A 22,247-nucleotide genomic window follows, 5' to 3' on the forward strand; every position below is an offset into this window, starting at 1 on the left:
GGATGCCGCTGCGGCGCCCTTGCTGTCAACTCAGACTTGAGTGCTTGTGACTCAACTTGTCGATAGGGTCAACGAGCGGGGTCCGGAGTTTGTTCCCGCGGCCCGACGGGCGCCCCGGGCCATGGCCCCTCGCACTCGGTTCCCTGACCTCTACGGCCGCATCTCGTAGGCGCCGTCGTACGCTTTGACCTGCTCCCAGACCCGATCGAAGCGGTGCGCATCAGGTACCGGTTTGCGCACCGCCGCCAGCGCCCACTCCTGTTGTGCCGGAGATGAGCTGGGCTTTCCGTGCAGAGCGATGGCATGTGCGGAGAAGTCGCGGATCTGGAAGTCGAAGATCTGGTCCACCAGCGCACGGTCGAGGTCGAGCAGGTCGGCCTGCTCGAGGATCAGCTGGCCGTAGACCACCAGCGTGAACAGGTGGCCGACAACGAGAATGAAGTCGAGATCACGCTGCTGATCGGCGTCCGGGGCGGCCGCGGTCAGCAGTTCCTTCAGGGCTTTGGCCTGCTCATAGAAGCGGGCGACATTCGGTATATCCAGGGCTTTCTCGTAAACCGAGGTCCAATCGGCGAACTGCACCTTTGCTGCGCCGCGGGCCGGACCCTGCGCCCAGAAGAACACGTCGTCCGCCGCGTCGTTGCGGGTGCCGACCTCGGGATAGTCGGCGGGGTTGAACAGGTAGTTCGGCATGAATTTCAGGATCTGCGCGACGTTGACGTGCACGGTCCCCTCCAGCCGGGGCAGACAACCGATCAGCCGCGCGACCTCGGCGAAGTAGGTGTTCTTCTCAAAGCTCTTGGCAGCCAGGACGTCCTGCAGCAGGGTGACCACGATCTCACCCTCGGAGGTGACCTTGGACTTGGTGACCGGATTGAACAGCAGATAGCGGCGGTCGTCTCGGCTGGCGCTGCGGAAGTAGTCGATCGCGCGGTCGCTGAACAGCTTCATCGCGATCAACCTTGTGTACGCGTCGACGAAACCCGCCCGTACGTGCGGGAAGTCGGTGACCGGGTTGCCGTAGAGGATGCGATTGTTGGCGTGCGTGATCGCTTCGTAGAACGCGTGCTCGCACATCCCTATCGACCCGGTGCACAGGTTGAACTTGCCGACGTTCACGGTGTTCAGTGCGGCCGAGAACGCGTCCGGACCGGTGGCCAGGATGTCTTCGGCGCGTATCGGATAGTCGTTGAGCACAAAGTTGCTGACATACATCTGGCCGTGTACGACGTTGCCGATCAACTCGTAGTTCTCATGGCCACTGTCGGCGACAAACCACACATACCCGTCGGCGCCGTCGATGTCGGCCCGCCTGGCGAACACCGAAACCATGCCGGCCACGTTGCCGTTGCCGATGTAGTACTTCTGGCCTGACGCCCGAAACACGATCCCGTCGGCGGCCCCGGTCTGCGCGGGCGTCAGGATCATGTCGGTGTTGTAGATGTCCGCCCCGTGCTCGCGTTCGGAGAGCGCGAATGCCATCACGCCGCCGGCCTCGAGCTGTCCGGCCGCGCGCTTCTTGGCCTGATCGTTGTCGCTCTGCCAGATCGGTCCGAGGCCGAGAATCGTGACCTGCTCGGTGTACCAATAGGCCAGTCCGTAGAACCCGAGGATCTCGCTCAGCGCGGCATTGCGCGCGGTGTCCCAACGCTTGTTCGGGTCACCGTCGCCGAATTCGGCCGGCGTGAGGAAGGTCGCGAAGATCCGCTCCCGCTTGATGAAATCCAGGAAGTCCGAGACCCACACGGCCTCCAGGTCGTCGGCGAGCAGCTTGGCCTTGCCGCGCCCTTCGAACCAGCCGATCAGGGCCCGCAGTTGCCGCCGTGTCTCAGGGTCGAACTGCTCTGGGTTGTAGGCGTTCGGATTGAGCAACAGGCCGCTGGAGCTGGACATGGCGCGCCCTTTCATCACTGGTCTGGCGTTCGAATCTAGCAGCGGATGACGGCCTACAACCCACTTATCCAGCGCAAACACTGACGACATGGCCGATGCCGCCGACGGTGTCGACGGCATCGGCCATACCCGGTTTCGCTAACCGTTTGCACCGTCCACGCCGGCAGTGCCGGTCTGGCCGGCGGTCGCGTCGCCGCCGTGGCCACCGGCGCCACCTCCCGAGTTCTGAGCGGCGCCCGCTCCGCCGCTGCCGCCGGCACCGCCGATGCTGTCGGCGCCGGTGCCATCACCGCCGTCACCGCCGTCGCCGCCGTGGGAGTTCTGGCCGCCGCCGGCACCGCCGGCACCTCCGGCGCCACCAGTTGCGTTGACGCCGGTGCCGTTACCACCGTCGCCGCCGTCACCACCGGCGGAGAAGTTGCCGCCGCCCTTACCGCCATTGCCACCGTTGCCGCCGGTACCGCCGGCGATGCCGTCGCCTCCGGTGCCACCGGCCCCGCCGCTCGCCGGCCCGGCGTTGCCGAGAATCTGGCGGCTGCCGCCGCCGGCGCCGCCGTCGCCGCCGTGGCCGCCCACGCTGCCCGCTCCGTTACCGGCCCCGCCGCCACCGCCACCGCCGCCGCCGGCTCCGAACCCACCCAACGCACCGGTCCCGCCGTTGCCGCCGACGCCGCCGCCGCTGGATCCGCCCGCTCCGCCGGCACCGCCGGTGCCGGCGTGCTTGAAGAATCCGTCCGAGATTCCACCGGTCCCCCCGGTGCCGCCGTGCCCGGCCGCGCCGGCATCGCCGATGGCACCTTCGACACCGGCGGTGCCGGCGGTGGCTACACCGCCCTTGCCCCCGTTGCCGCCGGCACCACCGTCTCCGCCCGCACCGCCGTCGCCGCCGTTGCCGCCCTCGTTGTGGTCAGCCGTGCCGCTGGCACCACCACCGCCGGCACCACCAACCCCGGCAGTGCCGCCGGTCCCACCGGCACCGCCGTTGCCGCCGTCACCGCCGAACCGCCCGCCGGCGCCGCCGTTGCCGCCGGTGCCGCCCGTCAGGCCGGACTTGCCATCGCCGCCGTGACCGCCGGTGCCACTGCCGGTGCCGTCATTGCCGAAGCTGCCCAGACCCCCGACTGCGCCATCGGCACCGGACGCCCCGAGGCCACCCACTCCGCCGTTGCCGCCGTCGCCGAAGCCCCCACCGGCGCCGCCGTTTCCGCCGGTGCCGGGACCTGCGGTGTCGCTGCCCGCCCCGCCGGCACCACCGTCACCGCCGTTGCCGTAGAGCCAGCCGCCGTCGCCGCCGTCACCGCCGGTACCGCCGTTGACGCCGTCACCACCTGCTCCACCGAACCCGAACAGGCCGGTACCACCACCGTCGAGGCCACCGTCGCCAATCGAGACACCGCCGATGACGGTCCCGCCGGTCAGTCCAGCGGCGCCGTCACCGAAGAGCAGGCCGCCGTCGTGGCGGTCCCCGAGTCCCAGCGCACCGAAGATCGCGTCGTTGCTGCCGTCCCAGCCGTCGTCACCGATCTGGATGCCGTTGCCGATCAGGCCACGCCCGAACAGTGCGATCCACGGCTCGTTGATCGAGCTGATCAGGTCGGAGTTCCCGGCGTCACCAAGCCAGCCCTGCAGGTCGGCGTGCAGGTTCCCGAAGACCTCCAGCGTGTCCGCGCCGCTGAGAAGACTGATGTCGTCGGCCCCCATGCCGAACAGGTCGGTGGAGACGATGTCGAACAGGTCGTCCAAGTCCGCGTGTGCTGTCGGCACCCCGGCCAGCGGGCTCATGCCCAGTGCCAGAAAGGCTGCCAGCGAGGCGCCGGTGCCCGTCGCCCGGTTGCGTCGGCGTGCCCCGACGGCGTGGCTGGTGCGGTGTGAGTTGGCCATGTGGTTCTCCCTAATTGAACTTAGAAACAGCTGAATCTCTAAAAGTTAACATGATTATTGATAGAATCAAACAGGTTCCCTAGCAGCGGCAACGTAGCGCGTGGGTCATCGCGGACCGGCCCGACCAACGGCTCTGCCGCTGTCGTGTCATGTTCGAAAGCCCAGTCCGCCGGGGACACCCGGACCGATCAGCGATCGATGACCGTCACGATGCCCGGGCGCGCGTCGAGGGCTTTCACGGTGCGCGCCGCGGCGGTGTCGATGTGCACGCGTGGCGCCGCCGGAAGGTCCTGCGGGTAGTAGGTGCCGGGCCCGTAGAACAGCCCATAGCGCAGGACCACCCCGCTCGCAGCGAGCACCGCCTCCTCCAGCAGGTCGACCGCGTCGGCTTCCGGGCCCGGGCGCATGGTCCACGCGACGCTTTGGGCAACGATCTTGGCCGGGTTCGACGGGTCCAGTGCGTCGATGAGATTGCGGGTGCCCTCGGCCCGAATTCGAGCATTCACCAGCGACTCCTCGGGCAGGTCGGCCAGGGCGTCGGGCAGGTCGGTCAGCTGATGCAGCAGCACGTCGGGCGCGAAAGAACGGACCGCCCCGGTCAGAGCCGGGCGGTCGAAGACGTCGCAGACGATCGGTTGCGCCCCCAACGAGGCCAGCCCGTCGGCTTTCTCGGCCGATCGCGTCATGGCGCCGACGGTGTGGCCGGCGGCGACGAGCATCGGCACCAGGCGAGCACCGATGACGCCCGACGCACCTGCGAAGAAGACGCGCCGCCGCGTTGCCGGGGCGGCGCCTGTCATGCCGTGACCTTCGCGGCCAGCGCGGCCAACTTGGCATCGAGCTCTTCGGCGGCCGCCAACAGTGCGGGGTTGTCGTCGACGACCATCAGCGACGACGGCTTCACGTAGGTCAGGCTGCTGCCGTGATGCTCACCGACCAGCAACAACTCCACCGGCGCGAACAGGCCCGCGGTCAGGTCGTGACGCAACATCGTGATCGCGATCAGCGGGTTGCCGATGATGACCCGCAACACCTGCCGATCGATGCCGGCCTTCGTGATCCAGCCGCCATGGTCGAACGTCGTGAAGAGCATGAATCCACTTGCACCGACGTGGGATTCGACTTTGGTTCGATAGGATTCCCAACTGTCGAAATCCTTCGGGTAATCATCGATCGGAACCGGCTGATCGCCGACGTCGGCGAGCAGCGCGGCCACCAGCTCGTCGTAACTCTTCGCGCTCTCGTAGCGCACCCGGACTCCGGTGAAGCGGATCTCGAGTGGTTCAGACTGCGACATAGTCCGGCTCCTCGACATCGATGGCCGGCGGCCCTTCGAAGCGGTCACGGACATGCGCCCGCGGGGTGCGGTCCACCAGCAGGCTCAGCAGGTCGGGGCGGCTGTAGTGGCCGGCCGCGTCCATCTGCGACTTGCGGGCATCGATCACCGAGAAGTCCAGATCGGCGATCACCTCACCCTCACCGGAGCGCACGGGGTCGCCGAGCAGTTCGCCGTGCGGGGAGATGATCGCGGTGAAGCAGCCGCCCGAGATGGGGCCGATCGGGCATCCGGTGTCGGCCATGATCTGCGCCTGCTGGTCGGCGTCCAACCAGGCTGTGGCATTCACCACGAAGGCGGCCGCCTCCAGGGCGTGATTGCGCACGCTGATCTCGGCCTGCTGCGCGAACAGGTCGCCGGCGAACGACCCGGGCCACATGCCCGCGTGGATCTGCTCACCATCGGCGATCAAGGCGTAGCGGCCCAACGGGATGTAGTGCTCCCAGCAGGCCAGCTGCCCGACCCGACCGACCGCGCTGTCGACGGCCCGCAGTCCGGTGCCGTCGCCCTGCCCCCACACCATCCGTTCGTGATAGGTCGGCATGATCTTGCGCCGGCGCTGCAGGAGGCTGCCGTCGGCGTCGAAGAGCAGCTGGGTGTTGTACAGCGACCCACCGTCGCGCTCGGTCACGCCGACGGACACCACCATTTCGGCCTGCCGGGCCGCCGCACCGATCGCATCGATCTCCGGCGACGGGATCGTGACGGCCTGCTCCATCAGTGTGAGGTGTTGCGGCCGCATCTCGAACGGACGCTGCACGAACGCGAAGTAGGGGTAATAGGGGATCGCGGTCTCCGGGAACGTCGCGAACTGCACGCCCTGGCGCGAGAGCTGCTCGATCTTGGCGATCACCCGCGCGACGGTCCCTTCCCGGCTGTACAGCACCGGGCTGATCTGCACGGCGGCAGCTCGAACTGCATTCATTGTCGACTTCCTTCTCTAGTCGAGACGCTCGATGATGGTGGCGTTGGCCATTCCGCCGCCTTCGCACATGGTCTGGAGGCCATATCGTTTTCCGTTGTGCCGCAACGCGTTGACCAGGGTTGTCATCAGGCGGGCCCCGCTGGCGCCCAACGGGTGCCCGATCGCGATGGCGCCGCCGTTGACGTTCGTCTTCGCCAGGTCGGCGCCGGTTTCTGCGGCCCAGGCCAACACCACCGGGGCGAACGCCTCGTTGACCTCGAACAGGTCGATATCGGCCAGTGCCAGCCCGGCGCGGCGTAACACCTTCTCGGTCGCCGGGACGACCCCGGTGAGCATGTAGAGCGGATCCGAGCCCACCACGGTGGCGGTGTGGATTCGGGCGAGTGGCCGCAGGCCGAGCTGCCGGGCAGCCTCACCGCTGGTGATCAGCAGGGCCGCGCTTCCGTCGGACAGTGGCGACGAGTTGCCGGCCGTGATGGCCCAGGTGATCTGCGGGAAGCGGGCGTTCATCGCCTCGTCGTAGAACGCAGGCCGCAATGCCGCCAAGGACTCGACGCTGGTGCCGGGTCGGATGATCTCGTCGGTGTCCAGGCCGGCGAGCGGGGCGAGTTCGTCGTCGAACAGCCCGCCCTTGGTGGCCACTGCCGCCTTTTCGTGGCTGGCGGCGGAGAATTCATCGAGTTGAGCCCGGGAGAAGCCCCATCGGGCGGTGATCAGCTCGGCACTGATGCCCTGCGGCACCAGTCCGTCGGGGTAGCGGCGCGCCATGTCGTCGCCGAAGGGCTTGCTGCCGGGTAGCACCGAGGCGCCCATCGGGACGCGGCTCATCGACTCCACCCCGGCGGCGACGACGACGTCGTAGGCGCCGGCCAGTACACCCTGGGCCGCGAAGCTGATGGCCTGCTGGCTGCTGCCGCACTGCCGGTCAATGGTGGTGCCGGGGACCGAATCGGGGAAACCCGCGCCCAGCAGGGCATTACGTCCGATGTTGAGGGCCTGGTCGCCCACCTGCGTGACGGCGCCGGCGATGACGTCATCCACCTGCGCCGGGTCGATTCCGGTTCGTCGCACCAACTCGCGCAGGCTGTGCGCGAGCAGGTCGGCGGGCAGGACGCCGTGCAGCGCACCGCCGGGTTTGCCTTTGCCGATCGGGGTGCGGACGGCGCCGACGATGACGGCGTCGCGACCTTGGTATCGGGTCATCGCGCATCCTCACTCTCTTGCTGGGTATTGTGTTCTATATCCAGCTATACACTCTGGGTATAGTTGAGTCAACTCAGAGGTGAGGTGGAACGGGATGACGTTTCTGCAAGGACCACTCGCCGACCGCGAGTCCTGGTCGGCGGTCGGTGAGTGCCCGGTCGAAAAGACCATGGCCGTTGTCGGCACCAAATCGGCGATGCTCGTCATGCGCGAGGCCTACTACGGCACCACCAGGTTCGACGATTTCGCCCAGCGGGTGGGTATCACCAAGGCCGCGACCGCAACCCGGCTCGCCGAACTCGTCGACCTGGGCCTACTGGCCCGCCGGCCCTACCGCGAGCCCGGCAAGCGCAGCCGCGACGAATACGTCCTGACCGAGGCCGGTATCGATTTCATGCCGGTGGTGTGGGCGATGTTTCAGTGGGGGCAGCGCCACCTGCCCAACCGCGGACGACTGCGTCTGACGCACCTGGGCTGCGGCGCCGACGCAGCGGTAGAGATCCGTTGCGCCGAGGGCCACCGGATCCAGCCCGACGAACTCGGCGCGGAAGCAGTCGGGCCGGGCACCACCTGAACCGCCCGCCGTTTCCGCCCCGGCAGCCATACCGCTCAAACCCGCCGTCGGTCTCTCGGTGGGTTACCCTGCACCGATGTCCCAAGCCCCCGACCGCCACCTGACCTCCTCAGCGGCACTGGCCCGCGAAGACGAGGGCTACCACAAGGGCTTGTCCCCCCGACAGGTGCAGATGATCGCGATCGGCGGGGCGATCGGAACGGGGCTGTTCCTGGGAGCCGGACGGCGACTCCATGAGGCCGGACCCGCCCTGTTTCTGGTCTACGGGATCTGCGGCGTCTTCGTGTTCTTCATCCTGCGGGCACTGGGCGAACTGGTGCTGCACCGTCCGGCGTCGGGGTCGTTCGTGTCGTACGCGCGGGAATTCTTCGGAGAGAAAACAGCTTTCGTCGCGGGCTGGCTGTACTTCCTCAACTGGTCGATGACCGGCATCGTGGACACCACCGCGATCGCGACCTACTTCCACTATTGGGGCGCGTTCCGCATGTTTCCGCAGTGGACCTTGGCGCTGACCGCTCTGGTCGCGGTGGTGGCGATGAACCTGATCTCGGTGAAGCTCTTCGGCGAGTTGGAGTTCTGGGCGGCACTGATCAAAGTGGTTGCGCTGATGACGTTCCTGGTCATCGGGACGATCTTTCTGGGTGGGCGCTTCCAGGTCGACGGGCAGGACACCGGCCTGCACCTGTGGGGTGAGAACGGCGGTTTCCTGCCGACCGGGATTCTGCCGCTGGTGCTGGTCACCTCGGGCGTGGTGTTCTCCTACGCCGCAGTCGAACTGGTCGGCACCGCGGCGGGTGAGACCGCCGAGCCGGAGAAGATCATGCCGCGCGCGATCAACTCCGTGGTGGCCCGCATCGCCGTCTTCTACATCGGGTCGGTGGTACTGCTGGCACTGCTGCTGCCCTACACCGCCTACCGGCACGGCGAGAGCCCGTTCGTGACGTTCTTCTCCAAGATCGGTTTCACCGGGGCCGGCGGCCTGATGAACCTGGTGGTGCTGACCGCGGCGTTCTCCAGCCTCAACGCCGGGCTGTACTCCACCGGCCGGATTCTGCGGTCGATGGCGGTCAACGGCAGCGGGCCGAAATTCACCGCACCGCTGTCGCGAAACGGTGTGCCCTACGGCGGGATTCTGCTGACCGGAGGAATCGGCCTGTTCGGGGTCGCGCTCAATGCGGTGATACCGGAGCACGCCTTCGAAATCGTGCTCAACATCGCCGCCCTGGGAGTGGTGGCCGCGTGGTCCACGATCGTGGCCTGTCAACTGCGGTTCTTCCACCTGACCAAGACCGGGCAACTGCAGCGGCCCGGATTCCAGATGCCGCTGGCCCCCTACAGCGGATACGCCACTTTGATGTTCCTGGCCGCCGTGGTGGTCCTGATGCTGTTCGACCCCGAGTACGGCACCTGGATCCGGGCCGCGGTGCTCATCGGCGCGCCGGCACTGATCATCGGCTGGTTCCTGGCACGCGGGCGGGCCGCCGCCGCGGCCACGCCGCCCATTCCGGCTGATCCCGAGCAGCCAACCGCTGTGTCAGCACAGGCGGAACCCGACGAGTAGAAGGCCGAAAAGACATGGCCCGCAACAGATACGCCGCCAAGCCGCCGCTCTACGGAATGGTGTTGATCTTCTGCGCCATCGCGGTAGTGGCGATCACCGCCTACCTGCACGCCGGATGGTGGTCGGCGCTCGGCTACGGACTTGCCGCCGTCACGGCCGGCGCGGGCTTCGCCTTGGTGTTCCGGGACCTTTCCTGACCGTCTCCTGACCGACGCCTGCCCATCGACGCCGACCCGCGCGTCACCGCAGCCACTCGCGTCACAACGTGCGTACCCTTGGCGTCAATCAATATCGGCGGGGGATCAGGTGCGGTTGTCGGATCAGATAACACCGAGGAGGCTCGGCGCGCAGCTGACGCTGGCTGCGGCGCTGCTGCTGGCCGGCTGCAGTTCCACCGTCGACGGCCACCCGACCGCCGTTCCGGGCGCCGGCCCGCCGGAGCCGTCGTTTCGGCCACCCCGATCCAGCACGCCACCACCACCGTCGAGCACGGCCCCGACCAAGCCTCCGACCTCGACCACTCCCCGCAAACCCTCCGACGCCGAGCAGCTGCCCCCCACCGAGAACGGCTACGTGTTCATCGAGACGAAATCCGGCCGAACCCGCTGCCAGATCTCGGCGCGGCTGGTCGAGTGCGAGGCCGAGTTCACCAACAGCCCGCTCAAGAACGGCATGCACGCCAACGGCGTCAGCGTCAGCTCCGACGGCACCGTGCAGTGGGTGCTCGGCAACCTCGGCGACATCCCGGTCGTCACCATCGACTACCAGACCTACCAGGCGCTGGACTGGCGAATCACCGCTGACACCAACGGCACCCGCTTCACCAACGACCGCACCGGCCACGGCATGTTCGTCAGCATCGACAACGTCGAGACGTTCTGACATCTGGGTTCATTCATCGCTGGGCGGTTTCCGTTACTCTCGGTGGAATGGCGCGATTCGGATCTTCAGAGGGTCCCAGCAGCGGTCCCGGCGGCCCCAGCAGCGACCCCACCCAGTCCATTCGGCACCGCCAGAGCGGGCCACAGCGGCCCGGACCCCCGCCGGCCCCGCTCGGTCCCGCCGGCCCAGGCCAGCCGGGCAATCCCGGCTACCGGCCCGCCGACATGCCGACCCAATACGCCGCCTACAACCAGCAGTTCGAACAGCCGCCCACGGACACCCCGACCGACCCGGTCGGGCAACTGCCGCTGCCCTGGTTCCGCCGCAAGCCGGTGCTGATCGCCTGGGTCGGGCTGATCGCGGTGATGCTGTCACTGGTGATCTGGGGCATCATCCAGCTGACCAGTCGCGGCCCCGGTGGCGGCAGCACCAGTCCGGCCAGCAGCTCGTCGAGCACGTCGAGCACCACCAGCTCGTCGTCGAGCACATCCAGCACCACCAGCAGCTCCAGCGCGACCAGCAGCACCACCGCCGCGCCGCCGCCCAACCAGACCGGGCAGGCACCGGCGCCGAAACCGCCCGCCGGCCCGGCAACACCGGCTCCCAGCGCGCCGCCGGAGCACCACCACCGTCTGCCGTCGCTGCCCTCGGTGATCACCATTCCGCCGATCCCGAAGGTCCCCGAGATTCCGACCGTGATCACCCTGCCGCCGCACCGGTAGGTCGGGCCCTATGCAACCCCAGCACCGACCTGCCTGGCTCGGCATCGACGTGGTGGCCGTATTGGTCTTCTGCGCCCTCGGCCGGCACAGCCACGACGAAGGCATCAGCCTGGCCGGTTTGGCGGGCACCTCCTGGCCGTTTCTTAGCGGCACCGTGCTGGGTTGGCTGGTCTCGCAAGGCTGGCGGCGGCCCACCGCGGTGATGCCGACCGGCGTCATCGTGTGGGTGTCGACCGTGGCGGTCGGCATGCTGCTGCGCGCGCTGACATCAGCGGCCGTGGCGGGCAGTTTCGTCGTGGTGGCGTCGACGGTGACCGGCGTGTTGCTACTCGGCTGGCGCGCGGCGTTCGGGCTCGTTGCGCGACGGGCGGGGGCTGGGCACAGTTAGCCGTCAGGTGTCGTCGCGGGGTTTCGTCAGCCGCGGCACCTACCATCGGTACGCGTGGAGCGAACGCCGGACGACCCCAACAACGAACCGACCCAGATGGCCGATTTCGACTACCGCGGGGGCAGCGAATACAAGGAGCCGGTCGGCTACAGCGAGTACCGCGAGCCCACCGGACAGCGGCCGGACTGGTCACAGCCGCCGTCACCCGAACCGCCGCCGCCTACCCCGTGGTACCTGCGCCCGTTGTCGCTGGTCGGCCTGGGTGTGCTGACGGCGCTGCTGATCGCAGCGCTGGTGTGGAGCATGGTTCGCCTGGCCAACAAGAGCGACGAGCACGGTACGACAACGACGACGACGTCGGTCTCCGCCACCACGGCCGCCCCCTCCGAAGAGCCCACCGGCGAACCCGCCGCGCCGGCCCCGGAGCCCGCCGCTCCTGCCACCACCGACGAGAACGCCCCTCCTGCCACCACGGCCGAGACGACGACCGAGCCGACGACCGAGACCCCGACCAGTTCGGAGACCACCACGCAGTCGCCGACCTCCACCACCCCGGTGACCACAACGGCCCCGTCGACCACAGCGGCTCCGACCACCACAGCGGCCCCGGCCCCCACCACCACGAACCCTGCGCCAACGCGACCCTCGGAGATCGTGATTCCGCTGCCGCCGGGACTGTGAACCGCCCCTAGCGCCACCAGTGCGAAAGCCCAACCAAATGGTCGCCGGCCGATACAGTTAGGCCAACCTGCGTCACGCTGGGCGGGACCGGGGTGGCACTATGGGCGACCGAGTAGGGCTTGAGCAGCTATTGCACAAGATTGGCGGTAAGTTACCCGTCAGTAACCATAGCTAAGTTACTGATTGGTAACTTGTGGATGGGAGGGACGCTCCGTGACCGAAAATGTCCAGATGCTGATCAGGCTGGTGGTCGGCCTGTCCATGACGGCGTTCGTCGGCCTGCTGGCCGCACGCCGGGTGTTCTGGCTCTACCGCCTGGTGATGTCGGGCGTGAAGGTCGGCGCCGAGCGGACCACCGACGTCAAGACCCGGGTGTGGACCCAGATCCGTGAGGTCGCCGGTCAGGCCAAGCTGCTGAAGTGGTCGATCCCCGGTATCGCCCACTTCTTCACCATGTGGGCGTTCTTCGTCCTGATCACCGTGTACATCGAGGCCTACGGCCAGATGTTCGACGCGCACTTCGCGATCCCGATCATCGGCCACTGGGACTTCTTGGGCTTCATGCAGGACTTCTTCATCACCGCCGTCACGCTGTCGATCGTCGTGTTCATGATCATCCGGGTCCTGCGCAACCCGACCGAGCACGGCCGGTCATCGCGGTTCTACGGCTCGCACAACGGCGGCGCCTGGCTGATCCTGGTGATGATCCTCAACGTCGTGTGGACCTTCCTGCTGCTGCGCGGCGCCGCGGTCAACACCGGCAGCCTGCCCTACGGCAAGGGCGCCTACCTGTCGCACCTGATGGGCAAGGTCATGGAGCCGCTGGGGCTCGCCGCCAACGAGACCATCGAGACCGCCGCGCTGCTGCTGCACGTCGCGGTGGCACTGGGCTTCCTGCTGATCGTGCTGCACTCCAAGCACCTGCACATCTTCCTGGCGCCCGTCAACGTCACCTTCAAGCGGCTGCCCAACGGCCTGGGCCCGCTGCTGCCGATCGAGTACGAGGGCGAGGCGCTGGACTTCGACAACCCGCCCGAGGACGCGGTGTTCGGCCGCGGCAAGATCGAAGACTTCTCCTGGAAGGGCATGCTCGACTTCGCCACCTGCACCGAGTGCGGGCGATGCCAGTCGCAGTGCCCGGCCTGGAACACCGGCAAGCCGCTCAGCCCGAAGCTGCTCATCATGGACCTGCGCGACCACTGGATGGCCAAGGCGCCCTACCTGCTCGGTGACAAGCCGATGCCCGAGGGTGACGTCGACCTGGCCGGCGCCGAGCCGCTGGCCGGACATCACGTGCCGGAGAAGGGTTTTGAGCGTATCGGCGGCTCCGGCCCCGAGCAGGCCGCACGCCCGCTGGTGGGCACCGCCGAGCAGGGCGGTGTGATCGACCCCGACGTGCTGTGGTCCTGCACCAACTGCGGCGCCTGCGTCGAGCAGTGCCCGGTCGACATCGAGCACATCGACCACATCGTCGACATGCGCCGCTACCAGGTGCTGGTCGAATCGGAGTTCCCGTCCGAGCTGGCCGTGCTGTTCAAGAACCTGGAGAACAAGGGCAACCCGTGGGGGCAGAACAACAGCGAGCGCACCAGCTGGATCGATGAGCTCAGCTTCGACATTCCGGTCTACGGCCAGGACGTCGACAGCTTCGACGGGTTCGAGTACCTGTTCTGGGTGGGCTGCGCGGGCGCCTATGAGGACCGCGCCAAGAAGACCACCAAGGCGACCGCGGAACTGCTGGCCGCCGCCGGCGTGAAGTTCCTGGTGCTGGGCACCGGCGAGACCTGCACCGGTGACCCGGCCCGTCGTTCCGGCAACGAGTTCCTGTTCCAGCAGCTGGCCAGCCAGAACGTCGAGATGCTCAACGAGGTGTTCGAGGGCCTCGACAAGCCGGACCGCAAGATCATCGCCAGCTGTCCGCACTGCTTCAACACCATCTCGCGGGAATACCCGCAGCTGGGCAGTGAGTACACCGTGCTGCACCACAGCCAGGTCCTCAACCGGCTGATCCGGGACAAGCGGCTCGTGCCGGTGACCCCGATGTCGCGGGACGTCACCTACCACGACCCGTGCTTCCTGGGCCGGCACAACAAGGTCTACGAGCCGCCGCGTGAGCTCGTGACGGCCGCGGGCGCCAACCTGATCGAGATGCCGCGTAACCGCGACCGCTCGTTCTGCTGCGGCGCAGGCGGGGCGCGGATGTGGATGGAAGAACACATCGGCAAGCGGGTGAACCACGACCGAGTCGACGAGGCGCTGGCCACCGGTGCCACCACCATCGCCACCGCGTGCCCGTTCTGCCGGGTGATGATCAGCGACGGTCTCGACGACCGCATCGAGGCCTCTGGCCGTACCGGTGTGGACGTCCGCGACATCGCCCAGATCCTGCTGGACTCGCTGGACCTGACCGGAGTGACGTTGCCCGCCAAGGGAACCGCCGCCGCCAGGGCCGCCGAGGCAGGGCCGAAGAAGGTCGAGCAGGCCGCACCCGCGGCTGCGGCCGTCCAGACGCTGGAGAAGCCCGCCGCCGCAGCCGCCCCGGCGGCCACCAAGCCCGTCACCGGGTTGGGGATGGCCGGCGGCGCCAAGCGTCCCGGCGCCAAGAAGGCCGCGGCTCCGGCAGCGGAGGCAAGCGCGGCCCCCGCAGCGCCGGTCAAGGGCCTGGGGATGGCCGGCGGCGCCAAGCGTCCCGGCGCCAAAAAGGCAGCGGCCCCGGCGGCCGAGGCCAGTGCAGCACCGGCGGCCGCCCCGGCAGCGGAGGCAAGCGCGGCTCCGGCGGCTCCGGCCGAGGCGGCACCCGCCGCACCGGCAGCACCCGCGGCCCCGGTCGTGGGCCTCGGGATGGCGGCAGGTGCCCGCAAGCCCGGCGCCAAGAAGGCCGCCCCGGCAGCCGCTCCGGCGGCACCGGCCGCTGAGCCCGCCCCTGCCGCCGAGGCAACACCGGCAGAACCGGCGGCGCCGGCTGAACCGGCGGCGCCCGCCGAGCCGGCCGCTCCGGCCGCCGAGCAGGCTCCGGTCAAGGGGCTCGGGATCGCCCGCGGCGCACGCCCACCGGGCAAACACTGAGATAACGGGTTGGGGCCGTGTGCGTGCACATACGGCCCCAACTTGTTTCTCAGGCAAATTTTCATTGGACAGTTGTGGGAGCATTGACAGCGTGACCACTCATCAGGCGCCTCAGATGCCGTGGCCCGCCACCGGCGGTCCGCACCGCCAACGCACGTTCGCGCAGTCGACCAAACTGCAGGACGTCCTCTACGAGATCCGCGGTCCGATCCACGACCAAGCCGCCCGGATGGAGGCCGAAGGCCACCGCATCCTCAAGCTCAACATCGGCAACCCTGCGCCGTTCGGCTTCGACGCACCCGACGTGATCATGCGGGACATGATCCAGGCGCTGCCCTACGCGCAGGGCTACTCGGACTCCCAGGGCATCCTTCCGGCACGTCGCGCCGTGGTGACCCGCTACGAACTCATCGAGGATTTCCCCCGCTTCGACGTCGACGACGTCTATCTGGGCAACGGGGTGTCCGAGCTGATCTCCATGGTGCTGCAGGCGCTGCTGGACAACGGCGACGAGGTGCTGATCCCGGCGCCGGACTATCCGTTGTGGACGGCCACGACGTCACTGGCCGGGGGCACGCCGGTGCACTATCTGTGCGACGAGACCCAGGGCTGGCAACCCGACATCGCCGACATGGAATCCAAGATCACCGAGCGCACCAAGGCGCTGGTGGTGATCAACCCGAACAATCCGACCGGCGCGGTCTACAGCCGGGAAGTGCTCAGCCAGATCGTCGAGTTGGCCCGCAAGCATCAACTGCTGCTACTGGCCGACGAGATCTACGACAAGATCCTCTACGACGACGCCGAGCACATCAATCTGGCTGCCCTGGCGCCGGACCTGCTGTGCCTGACCTTCAACGGCCTGTCGAAGGCCTACCGGGTGGCCGGCTACCGCTCCGGCTGGGTGGTGATCACCGGACCCAAGGAGCACGCGACCAGTTTCCTGGAGGGCATCAACCTGCTGGCAAGCATGCGGCTGTGCCCGAATGTTCCTGCCCAGCATGCCATTCAGGTGGCGTTGGGCGGCCACCAGAGCATCGACGAACTGGTACTGCCGGGTGGTCGCCTGCTGGAACAGCGTGACGTCGCCTGGAAGAAGCTCAACGAGATTCCGGGAGTCAGCTGCACCAAGCCGCGCGGGGCGCTGTACGCGTTCCCCCGTCTGGACCCCGAGGTCTATCCGATCGAGAGCGACGAGCACCTGGTCCTCGACCTGCTGCTGCAGGAGAAGATCCTGGTCACCCAGGGCACCGGATTCAACTGGCCTGCACCGGATCACCTGCGCATCGTCACGCTGCCGTGGGCACGTGATCTGGCCAACGCCATCGAACGGCTGGGCAACTTCCTGGTCGGCTACCGCGCTTAGTTCTTCGGCGCGAAAGGTGATCCCACGACGCCCAATCGGCTTGTTGCGTCGTCAGATTGCCACTCGGCGGTGGTCAGTCGAAAACCATGGTGCGCAAAGCATAAGGCGGCAAAAACCGACCGTAGGCCTGCTGCTTGCAGCGCCAAGCAAGTGCAAGCATAATGAAAGCATGCCCAACGTTCTGGTCCGCGACGTCCCCGACGACGTCCACGCTGCCCTGCAGCGCAAAGCCGAGCGCCGTCACCAGTCCCTGCAGCAATACCTGGCCGTCGAACTGCGCGACCTGGCCGAACGTCGATCGGTCAGCGAGATCCTCGAAGAAGTCGAAACGCAGCACGGAGGCCAGGTCGGCCTGAAGACTGCTGTGGCCGACCTGGCCGAGGACCGGGCAAGGGAGTGACCAGCCGGCCCCGGCGCTCACCCTCGGCCATCGTCAAATGATCGTCGTCGACGCCTGCATCCTGGCCAATGCCCTGGCCGACGACGCCGCCGATGGGGACCTCGCCCGCAGCGAGATTCGGGCCGGGGGCGAAATCTCCGCGCCAGACTTGATCGACGTCGAGACGGTCGCGGTATTGCGCAAGCGCTGGCTGCAACGCACCCTCACCGAAGAGCGTCTGAACACGGCAGTCACCCATCTACTCCAGATGGACTTCGAGCGCGTCCCGACGCGGCGCCTGGTCCGGCGCGCGGTCGAACTACGGGCGAACGTCAGCGCTTATGACGGGTGCTACGTCGCACTCGCCGAGGCCCTCAAGTGTGAGCTGCTCACCGCCGATGGACGGTTAGCTGCCGCCCCCGGTCCGCGTTGCACAATCCGCGTCATCGGGTGACGGGCCCAACGCGAACTCCACACGCGCGGACGGGAATCGCGTGAGACACCACCCCGATCCCCCAGCCGAAGATCGGCCACACCGGCCAGAAGTACCACTCGCCGGTGGCGGCGGCGGTCACCAGCCAGATGCCGATCATCAGCGCAGACACCGCCAGGTAGACGCCCAGGTGAATCCGGGCCGCCCGCCGGGCAGCGGCGTTCCGCGCCGCGCGACGTTGCGGGTCCTGCCGTCTGATCCGCTCGACGGGCAGGTCGGCGACCAGATCACCCAGCGCCTCGGCGGTCTGAGCCTCGAAGGCCCCGCCCAGTCGGGTCTCATACTCCTGCATCGAGAGGTACCCCTGGGTGAACGCCTGCCCGAGCCGGGCGGCGGTTCGTTCCCGCTCCGGATCGCCCACGCGCACAACGGTGGTAGTCATGTCGATCTCCTCACTGCCCGGCCGGCACCCAGTTGCCGTGGAACCCGGCGGGAACCCGGTGCGGCAAGGCGATACTGGCGACGTCCTCCATCGTCGATGCGTCCAGGATCGCCAGCGCGCTGCGATCTGCCGCGGTGTCGTAGACAAAGCCCATCAGCACCCCGTCATCTTCGGCGGCATCGGTGGCGGCTGGATGGAAGACGAACTCGCCCAACTGTTTTCCATCGCCGAATGATCGGGTCGCTGTCGTCCCGCCGACCAGGTCGTGCTTGAGCAACGTCCCTTCCGGCACCACGCCATTGCCGATGCCCACCGCATACCCGAATCGGTGCCGTTTACCGACCCGACGTTCGTCCACCCGCGGGAACTCCTGGCCGCGATCGTCGAACCGGGACTCGCGAACCTTGCCGTCGGCCAGGTCCACCGTCCAGCGTTCCATGGTGGGCAGACCTTCGGCGGGGCCGCGCATCTCGGTGTCGAACATCTTCGGGTGCCGCACCACGTCGAGTACCACCGTGTCCCCCTCGTCGTAGGCATTCATCGGGTGGAACACGTAGCACGGTTCCACGTCGAACCACCGAACGCCGCCGTTACCACCCTCGCGGGGCATAACCCCAACCCGCGCCGGGTATTTCGGGTTCCACCGGTAAGGCATCGTCCGGGGGTCGCGGTCGCGGCGCGGCAGTCGGGCCGTGAGCGGGTCGGGGATACGCACCCTGCCGATCAGCGCGTTCAGAATCAGCCGGACCGGCAGTCGCAGCCCGGGTGGTGCGATGCCTTGGGCGACCTGTTGCGCATCGAACGTCACCGGCAGGTCGTAGAAGACGACATGCTTCTCGGTCAGCGAGAAGTCGTGCATCATCGGCGAGCCGGTCACCTCGATGTCCACCGCTCGCCGGGCCCGGCCGTCGGTGCCGATCACCGAATACTGCACGGTGTTGCCGCGGGCGAACGAGTAGGACACCGCATGCAGCTCACCGGTGTCCGGGTCACGCTTGGGGTGCGCGGTGTAGCCGCCCGGCAGCGTGCCGTCGAAGTCGCAGACGCCGACGGTGTCGAGTTCGTCGGTCAGCTCGTAGCAGGAGATGCCACCCTCGATGAGCGCGAACGTGCGACCGGCGTGGCCGATCACGTTGGTGTTGGCGCCGATCCCTGACGCCCCGGCGTGCCGGCCCGGCCGCGGCTGCTCACCCAGCGCCGCCGCGGTCTGAGGTCCACGAACGTAGCGGTTGCGGTACCACTCCGCCTTGCCGTCGCGAATCCGCACGCCGTGGACCATTCCGTCGCCGATGAACCAGTGGTAGGTCGCCGGATCGAGCTCCCCGACGGGATTTGGTCCGTTGCGCAGGTAGCGCCCGTCCAGGTAGTCCGGGATGGTCCCGGTCACCGCGAGGTGGGTGAGGGTGTATTCCTGCGCGATCGGGGCGAAACCGCCCTGAAGGTAGGGGTTGGTCATCGGGCGCCTCCTGGCCATAACGATGTTATGTCGACATGTATAACACTGTTATGGCAGCATGGCAAGGGTGAATTCGAGCCCGCGTGAGCGCCTGATCGAGGCCGGTACCCGACTGCTGGACAGCGTCGGCCCCGAGGCGTTGCAAGCCCGCAAGGTGGCGGCCGAGATCGGGGCCTCGACCATGGCCGTCTACACGCACTTCGGCGGGATGAACGGCCTGCTGGAAGCGATCGTCGCTGCGTCGTTCGAGCGGTTCGGTCAAGCGCTGGGGTCGGTACCGGTGACCGACGATCCGATGGCCGATTTCCTGCTGATGGGTTGCGCCTACCGGGAGTTCGCGCTGGCCAGCCCGCAACGGTATCGGCTGATGTTCGGTCTGGCCTCACCCCAGTCGTTCCACGCGCCGACCAACGAGATGCCCGTTGCCTCAGCCACATTCGGCCAATTGGTCACCGCCGTGCAGCGGCTGATCGACACCGGCCGGATCCGCGGCGACGACGTGCTGGATGTGGCCGGGCGGGCGTGGAGCATGGTGCACGGCATCGTGCTGCTCGAAATCGTCGGAACGTTCGGGCACGACGGTCGCGCGCTCACCCACATCCTGGGCCCGATGACGATCGACATGTTCGTCGGGATGGGCGACGATCGGCAGCGAGCCGAACAGTCGCTGCGGCGCGCCACCGAAAGGGGTGCCGGCGGCACCTAGCTACCGGGGGAAGTAGTTGCCGGGCGGCCGCACCGGGAAGCTCGGATCGAACGCACCCTCGCCGTTCCAGTGCTCGGGGTCGTGCGGCACGTTGTCGAGATAGTGGTTGTCGTGGCAATAGCTGCCGTTCCAGTTGAGGCCCATCCACGCGCTCCACTGCTCACCGGGGCACCAGTGATAGCGCGGTTCGGCCTGGGCGGCACCCGCGGTACTGAGCCCGGCGAGCCCCAACGTCGTCGCAGAAATACCTGCCGCCACCACGATCCGGATCGCCCTGTCCATGTCCGATTTCTACCACCGCCGTCTGCTCAACGGAAGGCAACCGTGTTTTCACCGACGCCGCAAAAGCCCCAGCAGGTAATCCCCGTAGCCCGACTTGCCCAGCGTCTCCGCCCGTGCTTCCAGTTGCGTGTCGTCGATGAACCCCATCCGCCAGGCCACCTCTTCAGGGATGCCGATCTTGAGGCCCTGGCGACGCTCGATGGTGCGGACGTAGTCCCCGGCGTCCAGTAGCGAGTCGAACGTTCCGGTGTCCAGCCAAGCGGTGCCGCGGGCCAGCGTCTGGACGCTGAGCCGGCCTTGGTCGAGGTAGGCCTGGTTGATATCAGTGACCTCGTATTCACCGCGTGCGGAAGGCTTCAAGCTCCGGGCGATCTCGACGACGTCGTTGTCGTAGAAGTACAGGCCAGGAATCGCATAGTGGGACTTGGGAACTGCGGGTTTTTCCATGACCGACACCGCAGTGCCGCCGGCGTCGAACTCGACCACTCCGTACGCCGACGGGTCGGCCATCCAGTACGCGAACACAACCGCCCCGGAGACGGTCTGGTGCTGACGCAGACTGGTCCCCAACCCCGGTCCGTAGAAGATGTTGTCCCCCAACACCAATGCGACAGATTCGCTGCCGATGTGCTCGGCACCGATCACGAAAGCCCGAGCCAGTCCGTCGGGCTGTTCCTGGACCGCATAGGAGATATCGACACCGAAAGCGCTGCCATCGCCCAATAGCCGCGCAAAGGCCGGCGCGTCGGGGCCGGTGGTGATCACCTGGATGTCGCGGATACCCGCGAGCATCAGGGTGCACAGCGGGTAGTAGACCAGCGGCTTGTCATAGACCGGCAGCAACTGCTTGCTGACGCCCATCGTGATCGGATGCAGCCGGGTTCCTGAGCCGCCGGCCAGGATGATCCCGCGCATGACGTCGAGCGTAACCCGTCAGTCGACCCGATCAGCCTCGGTGAGGTCCGTGGCGGACAGCGCTTCAGCGAGATTCTCGTGGCGGAACACCGCGGTGACGTGATCGTGCACCACCCGGAACGCAACCCCCTCCGCCGAACTCGCCCCGGCCGGTGTCAGCTCGGCGACCACCACACCGTGGTGGACATACATCTGTCCGAGCGAACTGCTCGGCCTCACCGAAGCGGCCCACCGCCGCAATGCCTGACGGCCCTGCTCGGCACCGCCGGCGTCAGCCACCTCGATGTCCTCGCTGGACAGCTTCTCCAAAGTGTCCAGGTCGCCGGCGGCCAGGGCGTCATGCCAGGCCAGGACTGTCGCGATCTCCGATGTGCTCATGGGATGCAAACTACCGTGTGCCGCGGCGTCAGAACGCGGTGTGGTCGAGCCAGTTCTGCCACACCGCGGCGTCGCCGAACATCGCGATGCCGGTGTCGGCCACCGGAACCCGGCGCATCATCGCCACGAACAGGTCGCGCACCGGGCCGCGCAGCGCCACCGATGACTTGCCGTGCTCATGCGCCCAGGTCACCGCACCGCCGGACCGGCTGATCGTCCACTCCCCGACCGGGCCCACGCTGTCGTCGGTGGCGTGCAGGTGCACGCTGACGCCGTCGGCCAGCGGCTGCTCATTCTGACTGAGCCGCACGGTGATCAGGTCGAGCCACTCGTCGATCCCGTCAGCGGCCAGCGCCGGTGCGATCGTGAACTCGGCGCCGCGAGCCAGCTCGACGTCGGCACGGTGCACGGTCGCCTCGTGCAGGCGGCGGCGCACCCACCACACCGACGGGCGGGGCCCGAGAAACGTCCATGCGGGGTTGTCGGGTCCGACCTGCGCAACGGCGTCGAGCAGCAGCAGCGCGCCGTCGTTCAGCCAGGCGATCGCCCCGTCGGTGTCGGCGGGCGGTTTGCCGCCGACGACGTCGCGGGGGTCCAGGGGACGGTCCATCCGGTCGCCGACGATCTGTGCAGCCCAACGATGTCCGCGGCCCACGTGCCGGAACAGTTGGGTGAGGTTCCACTCGGGGCAGGTCGGGATCGGCAGCGCGGGATCACCAGCGCGGACCAGTTCACCGAGGGCACGGGTCTCATCAAGTAACGCTGAGGCGTAGTCCAC

The 22,247-nt window shown here is 67.7% G+C and carries 24 protein-coding genes; 11 read left to right on the forward strand and 13 right to left on the reverse strand.

The features are described 5' to 3' along the window. Positions 1-150: 150 nt before the first annotated feature. The 6 genes from K6T84_RS06535 to K6T84_RS06560 form a co-directional block, all read right to left on the reverse strand. Entirely contained in the window at positions 151-1,893 is a 1,743-nt protein-coding gene (locus K6T84_RS06535) for an acyl-CoA dehydrogenase family protein (RefSeq protein ID WP_225401217.1), read from the reverse strand. 138 nt (positions 1,894-2,031) lie between these two features. Further along, positions 2,032-3,774, reverse strand: a complete 1,743-nt coding sequence (locus tag K6T84_RS06540) for a PE family protein (RefSeq protein ID WP_304621309.1) — start codon at positions 3,772-3,774, stop codon at positions 2,032-2,034. Between the two features lie 188 nt (positions 3,775-3,962). Beyond that, entirely contained in the window at positions 3,963-4,574 is a 612-nt protein-coding gene (locus K6T84_RS06545; protein ID WP_225401216.1) for an NAD-dependent epimerase/dehydratase family protein, read from the reverse strand. Next, positions 4,571-5,071 carry a DUF302 domain-containing protein gene (locus K6T84_RS06550; RefSeq protein ID WP_225401215.1) on the reverse strand — a complete coding sequence of 167 codons (501 nt, stop codon included), beginning with the start codon at positions 5,069-5,071 and terminating at the stop codon, positions 4,571-4,573. The genes K6T84_RS06545 and K6T84_RS06550 overlap by 4 nt, the downstream gene beginning before the upstream one ends. Further along, positions 5,058-6,035 (reverse strand): nitrilase-related carbon-nitrogen hydrolase, encoded by a 978-nt coding sequence (locus K6T84_RS06555; RefSeq protein WP_225401214.1) that lies wholly within the window; start codon positions 6,033-6,035, stop codon positions 5,058-5,060. The genes K6T84_RS06550 and K6T84_RS06555 overlap by 14 nt, the downstream gene beginning before the upstream one ends. A gap of 15 nt (positions 6,036-6,050) precedes the next feature. Then, positions 6,051-7,238 carry a thiolase family protein gene (locus K6T84_RS06560; protein ID WP_225401213.1) on the reverse strand — a complete coding sequence of 396 codons (1,188 nt, stop codon included), beginning with the start codon at positions 7,236-7,238 and terminating at the stop codon, positions 6,051-6,053. 94 nt (positions 7,239-7,332) lie between these two features. On the opposite strand from K6T84_RS06560, the gene K6T84_RS06565 reads away from it, so the two are divergent. From K6T84_RS06565 to K6T84_RS06580, 4 genes are all read left to right on the forward strand, one after another. Further along, complete coding sequence (locus K6T84_RS06565; RefSeq protein ID WP_225401212.1) at positions 7,333-7,812, forward strand: winged helix-turn-helix transcriptional regulator; 480 nt, start codon at positions 7,333-7,335, stop codon at positions 7,810-7,812. Positions 7,813-7,888: 76 nt separating this feature from the next. Further along, complete coding sequence (locus K6T84_RS06570; RefSeq protein WP_225401211.1) at positions 7,889-9,373, forward strand: amino acid permease; 1,485 nt, start codon at positions 7,889-7,891, stop codon at positions 9,371-9,373. Between the two features lie 14 nt (positions 9,374-9,387). After that, the gene (locus tag K6T84_RS06575; RefSeq protein ID WP_225401210.1) at positions 9,388-9,570 is read left to right on the forward strand and encodes a hypothetical protein; all 183 of its coding nucleotides are present in this window, start codon (positions 9,388-9,390) and stop codon (positions 9,568-9,570) included. 109 nt (positions 9,571-9,679) lie between these two features. Next, positions 9,680-10,255, forward strand: coding sequence for a hypothetical protein (locus tag K6T84_RS06580; protein ID WP_408066063.1), 576 nt, complete (start codon positions 9,680-9,682; stop codon positions 10,253-10,255). Positions 10,256-10,499: 244 nt separating this feature from the next. Here the strand turns inward: K6T84_RS06580 and K6T84_RS06585 are convergent, their stop codons facing one another. Continuing rightward, complete coding sequence (locus K6T84_RS06585) at positions 10,500-10,958, reverse strand: hypothetical protein (RefSeq protein WP_224864156.1); 459 nt, start codon at positions 10,956-10,958, stop codon at positions 10,500-10,502. A 29-nt stretch (positions 10,959-10,987) separates the two neighbouring features. On the opposite strand from K6T84_RS06585, the gene K6T84_RS06590 reads away from it, so the two are divergent. The 6 genes from K6T84_RS06590 to K6T84_RS06615 all read left to right on the forward strand — a co-directional run bounded on the left by K6T84_RS06590 (position 10,988) and on the right by K6T84_RS06615 (position 17,311). Next, the gene (locus tag K6T84_RS06590) at positions 10,988-11,365 is read left to right on the forward strand and encodes a DUF3054 domain-containing protein (RefSeq protein WP_224864155.1); all 378 of its coding nucleotides are present in this window, start codon (positions 10,988-10,990) and stop codon (positions 11,363-11,365) included. Between the two features lie 54 nt (positions 11,366-11,419). After that, positions 11,420-12,046 carry a hypothetical protein gene (locus tag K6T84_RS06595; protein ID WP_225401208.1) on the forward strand — a complete coding sequence of 209 codons (627 nt, stop codon included), beginning with the start codon at positions 11,420-11,422 and terminating at the stop codon, positions 12,044-12,046. A gap of 231 nt (positions 12,047-12,277) precedes the next feature. Continuing rightward, positions 12,278-15,112, forward strand: coding sequence for a (Fe-S)-binding protein (locus K6T84_RS06600; protein ID WP_225401946.1), 2,835 nt, complete (start codon positions 12,278-12,280; stop codon positions 15,110-15,112). Positions 15,113-15,176: 64 nt separating this feature from the next. Next, positions 15,177-16,478 carry a pyridoxal phosphate-dependent aminotransferase gene (locus tag K6T84_RS06605; protein WP_304621307.1) on the forward strand — a complete coding sequence of 434 codons (1,302 nt, stop codon included), beginning with the start codon at positions 15,177-15,179 and terminating at the stop codon, positions 16,476-16,478. Between the two features lie 169 nt (positions 16,479-16,647). Next, entirely contained in the window at positions 16,648-16,878 is a 231-nt protein-coding gene (locus K6T84_RS06610) for a FitA-like ribbon-helix-helix domain-containing protein (protein WP_225401207.1), read from the forward strand. Between the two features lie 37 nt (positions 16,879-16,915). Continuing rightward, the gene (locus tag K6T84_RS06615) at positions 16,916-17,311 is read left to right on the forward strand and encodes a type II toxin-antitoxin system VapC family toxin (RefSeq protein ID WP_225401206.1); all 396 of its coding nucleotides are present in this window, start codon (positions 16,916-16,918) and stop codon (positions 17,309-17,311) included. Here K6T84_RS06615 and K6T84_RS06620 read toward each other — a convergent pair. Both K6T84_RS06620 and K6T84_RS06625 read right to left on the reverse strand, forming a co-directional pair. After that, the gene (locus K6T84_RS06620; protein WP_225401205.1) at positions 17,301-17,732 is read right to left on the reverse strand and encodes a DUF1707 domain-containing protein; all 432 of its coding nucleotides are present in this window, start codon (positions 17,730-17,732) and stop codon (positions 17,301-17,303) included. The genes K6T84_RS06615 and K6T84_RS06620 overlap by 11 nt on opposite strands. Before the next feature lie 10 nt (positions 17,733-17,742). Next, a complete protein-coding gene (locus tag K6T84_RS06625; protein WP_225401204.1) occupies positions 17,743-19,188 on the reverse strand; it encodes a carotenoid oxygenase family protein in 1,446 nt (481 codons plus the stop codon). A gap of 67 nt (positions 19,189-19,255) precedes the next feature. Between K6T84_RS06625 and K6T84_RS06630 the strand changes: the two genes are divergently transcribed. Further along, positions 19,256-19,894, forward strand: a complete 639-nt coding sequence (locus tag K6T84_RS06630) for a TetR/AcrR family transcriptional regulator (RefSeq protein WP_225401203.1) — start codon at positions 19,256-19,258, stop codon at positions 19,892-19,894. Here K6T84_RS06630 and K6T84_RS06635 read toward each other — a convergent pair whose 3' ends face one another. The 4 genes from K6T84_RS06635 to K6T84_RS06650 are packed head-to-tail and all read right to left on the reverse strand — an operon-like array spanning position 19,895 to position 22,247. Next, positions 19,895-20,176 carry an Mtp family mycobacterial-type pilin gene (locus tag K6T84_RS06635; protein ID WP_225401202.1) on the reverse strand — a complete coding sequence of 94 codons (282 nt, stop codon included), beginning with the start codon at positions 20,174-20,176 and terminating at the stop codon, positions 19,895-19,897. A gap of 48 nt (positions 20,177-20,224) precedes the next feature. Continuing rightward, entirely contained in the window at positions 20,225-21,091 is an 867-nt protein-coding gene (gene rfbA / locus K6T84_RS06640) for a glucose-1-phosphate thymidylyltransferase RfbA (protein ID WP_225401201.1), read from the reverse strand. 18 nt (positions 21,092-21,109) lie between these two features. Next, positions 21,110-21,469 carry a nuclear transport factor 2 family protein gene (locus K6T84_RS06645; RefSeq protein ID WP_225401200.1) on the reverse strand — a complete coding sequence of 120 codons (360 nt, stop codon included), beginning with the start codon at positions 21,467-21,469 and terminating at the stop codon, positions 21,110-21,112. Between the two features lie 28 nt (positions 21,470-21,497). After that, a complete protein-coding gene (locus K6T84_RS06650) occupies positions 21,498-22,247 on the reverse strand; it encodes a maleylpyruvate isomerase family mycothiol-dependent enzyme (RefSeq protein ID WP_225401199.1) in 750 nt (249 codons plus the stop codon).

Source organism: Mycobacterium zoologicum (assembly GCF_020181635.2).
GTDB lineage: Bacteria > Actinomycetota > Actinomycetes > Mycobacteriales > Mycobacteriaceae > Mycobacterium > Mycobacterium zoologicum.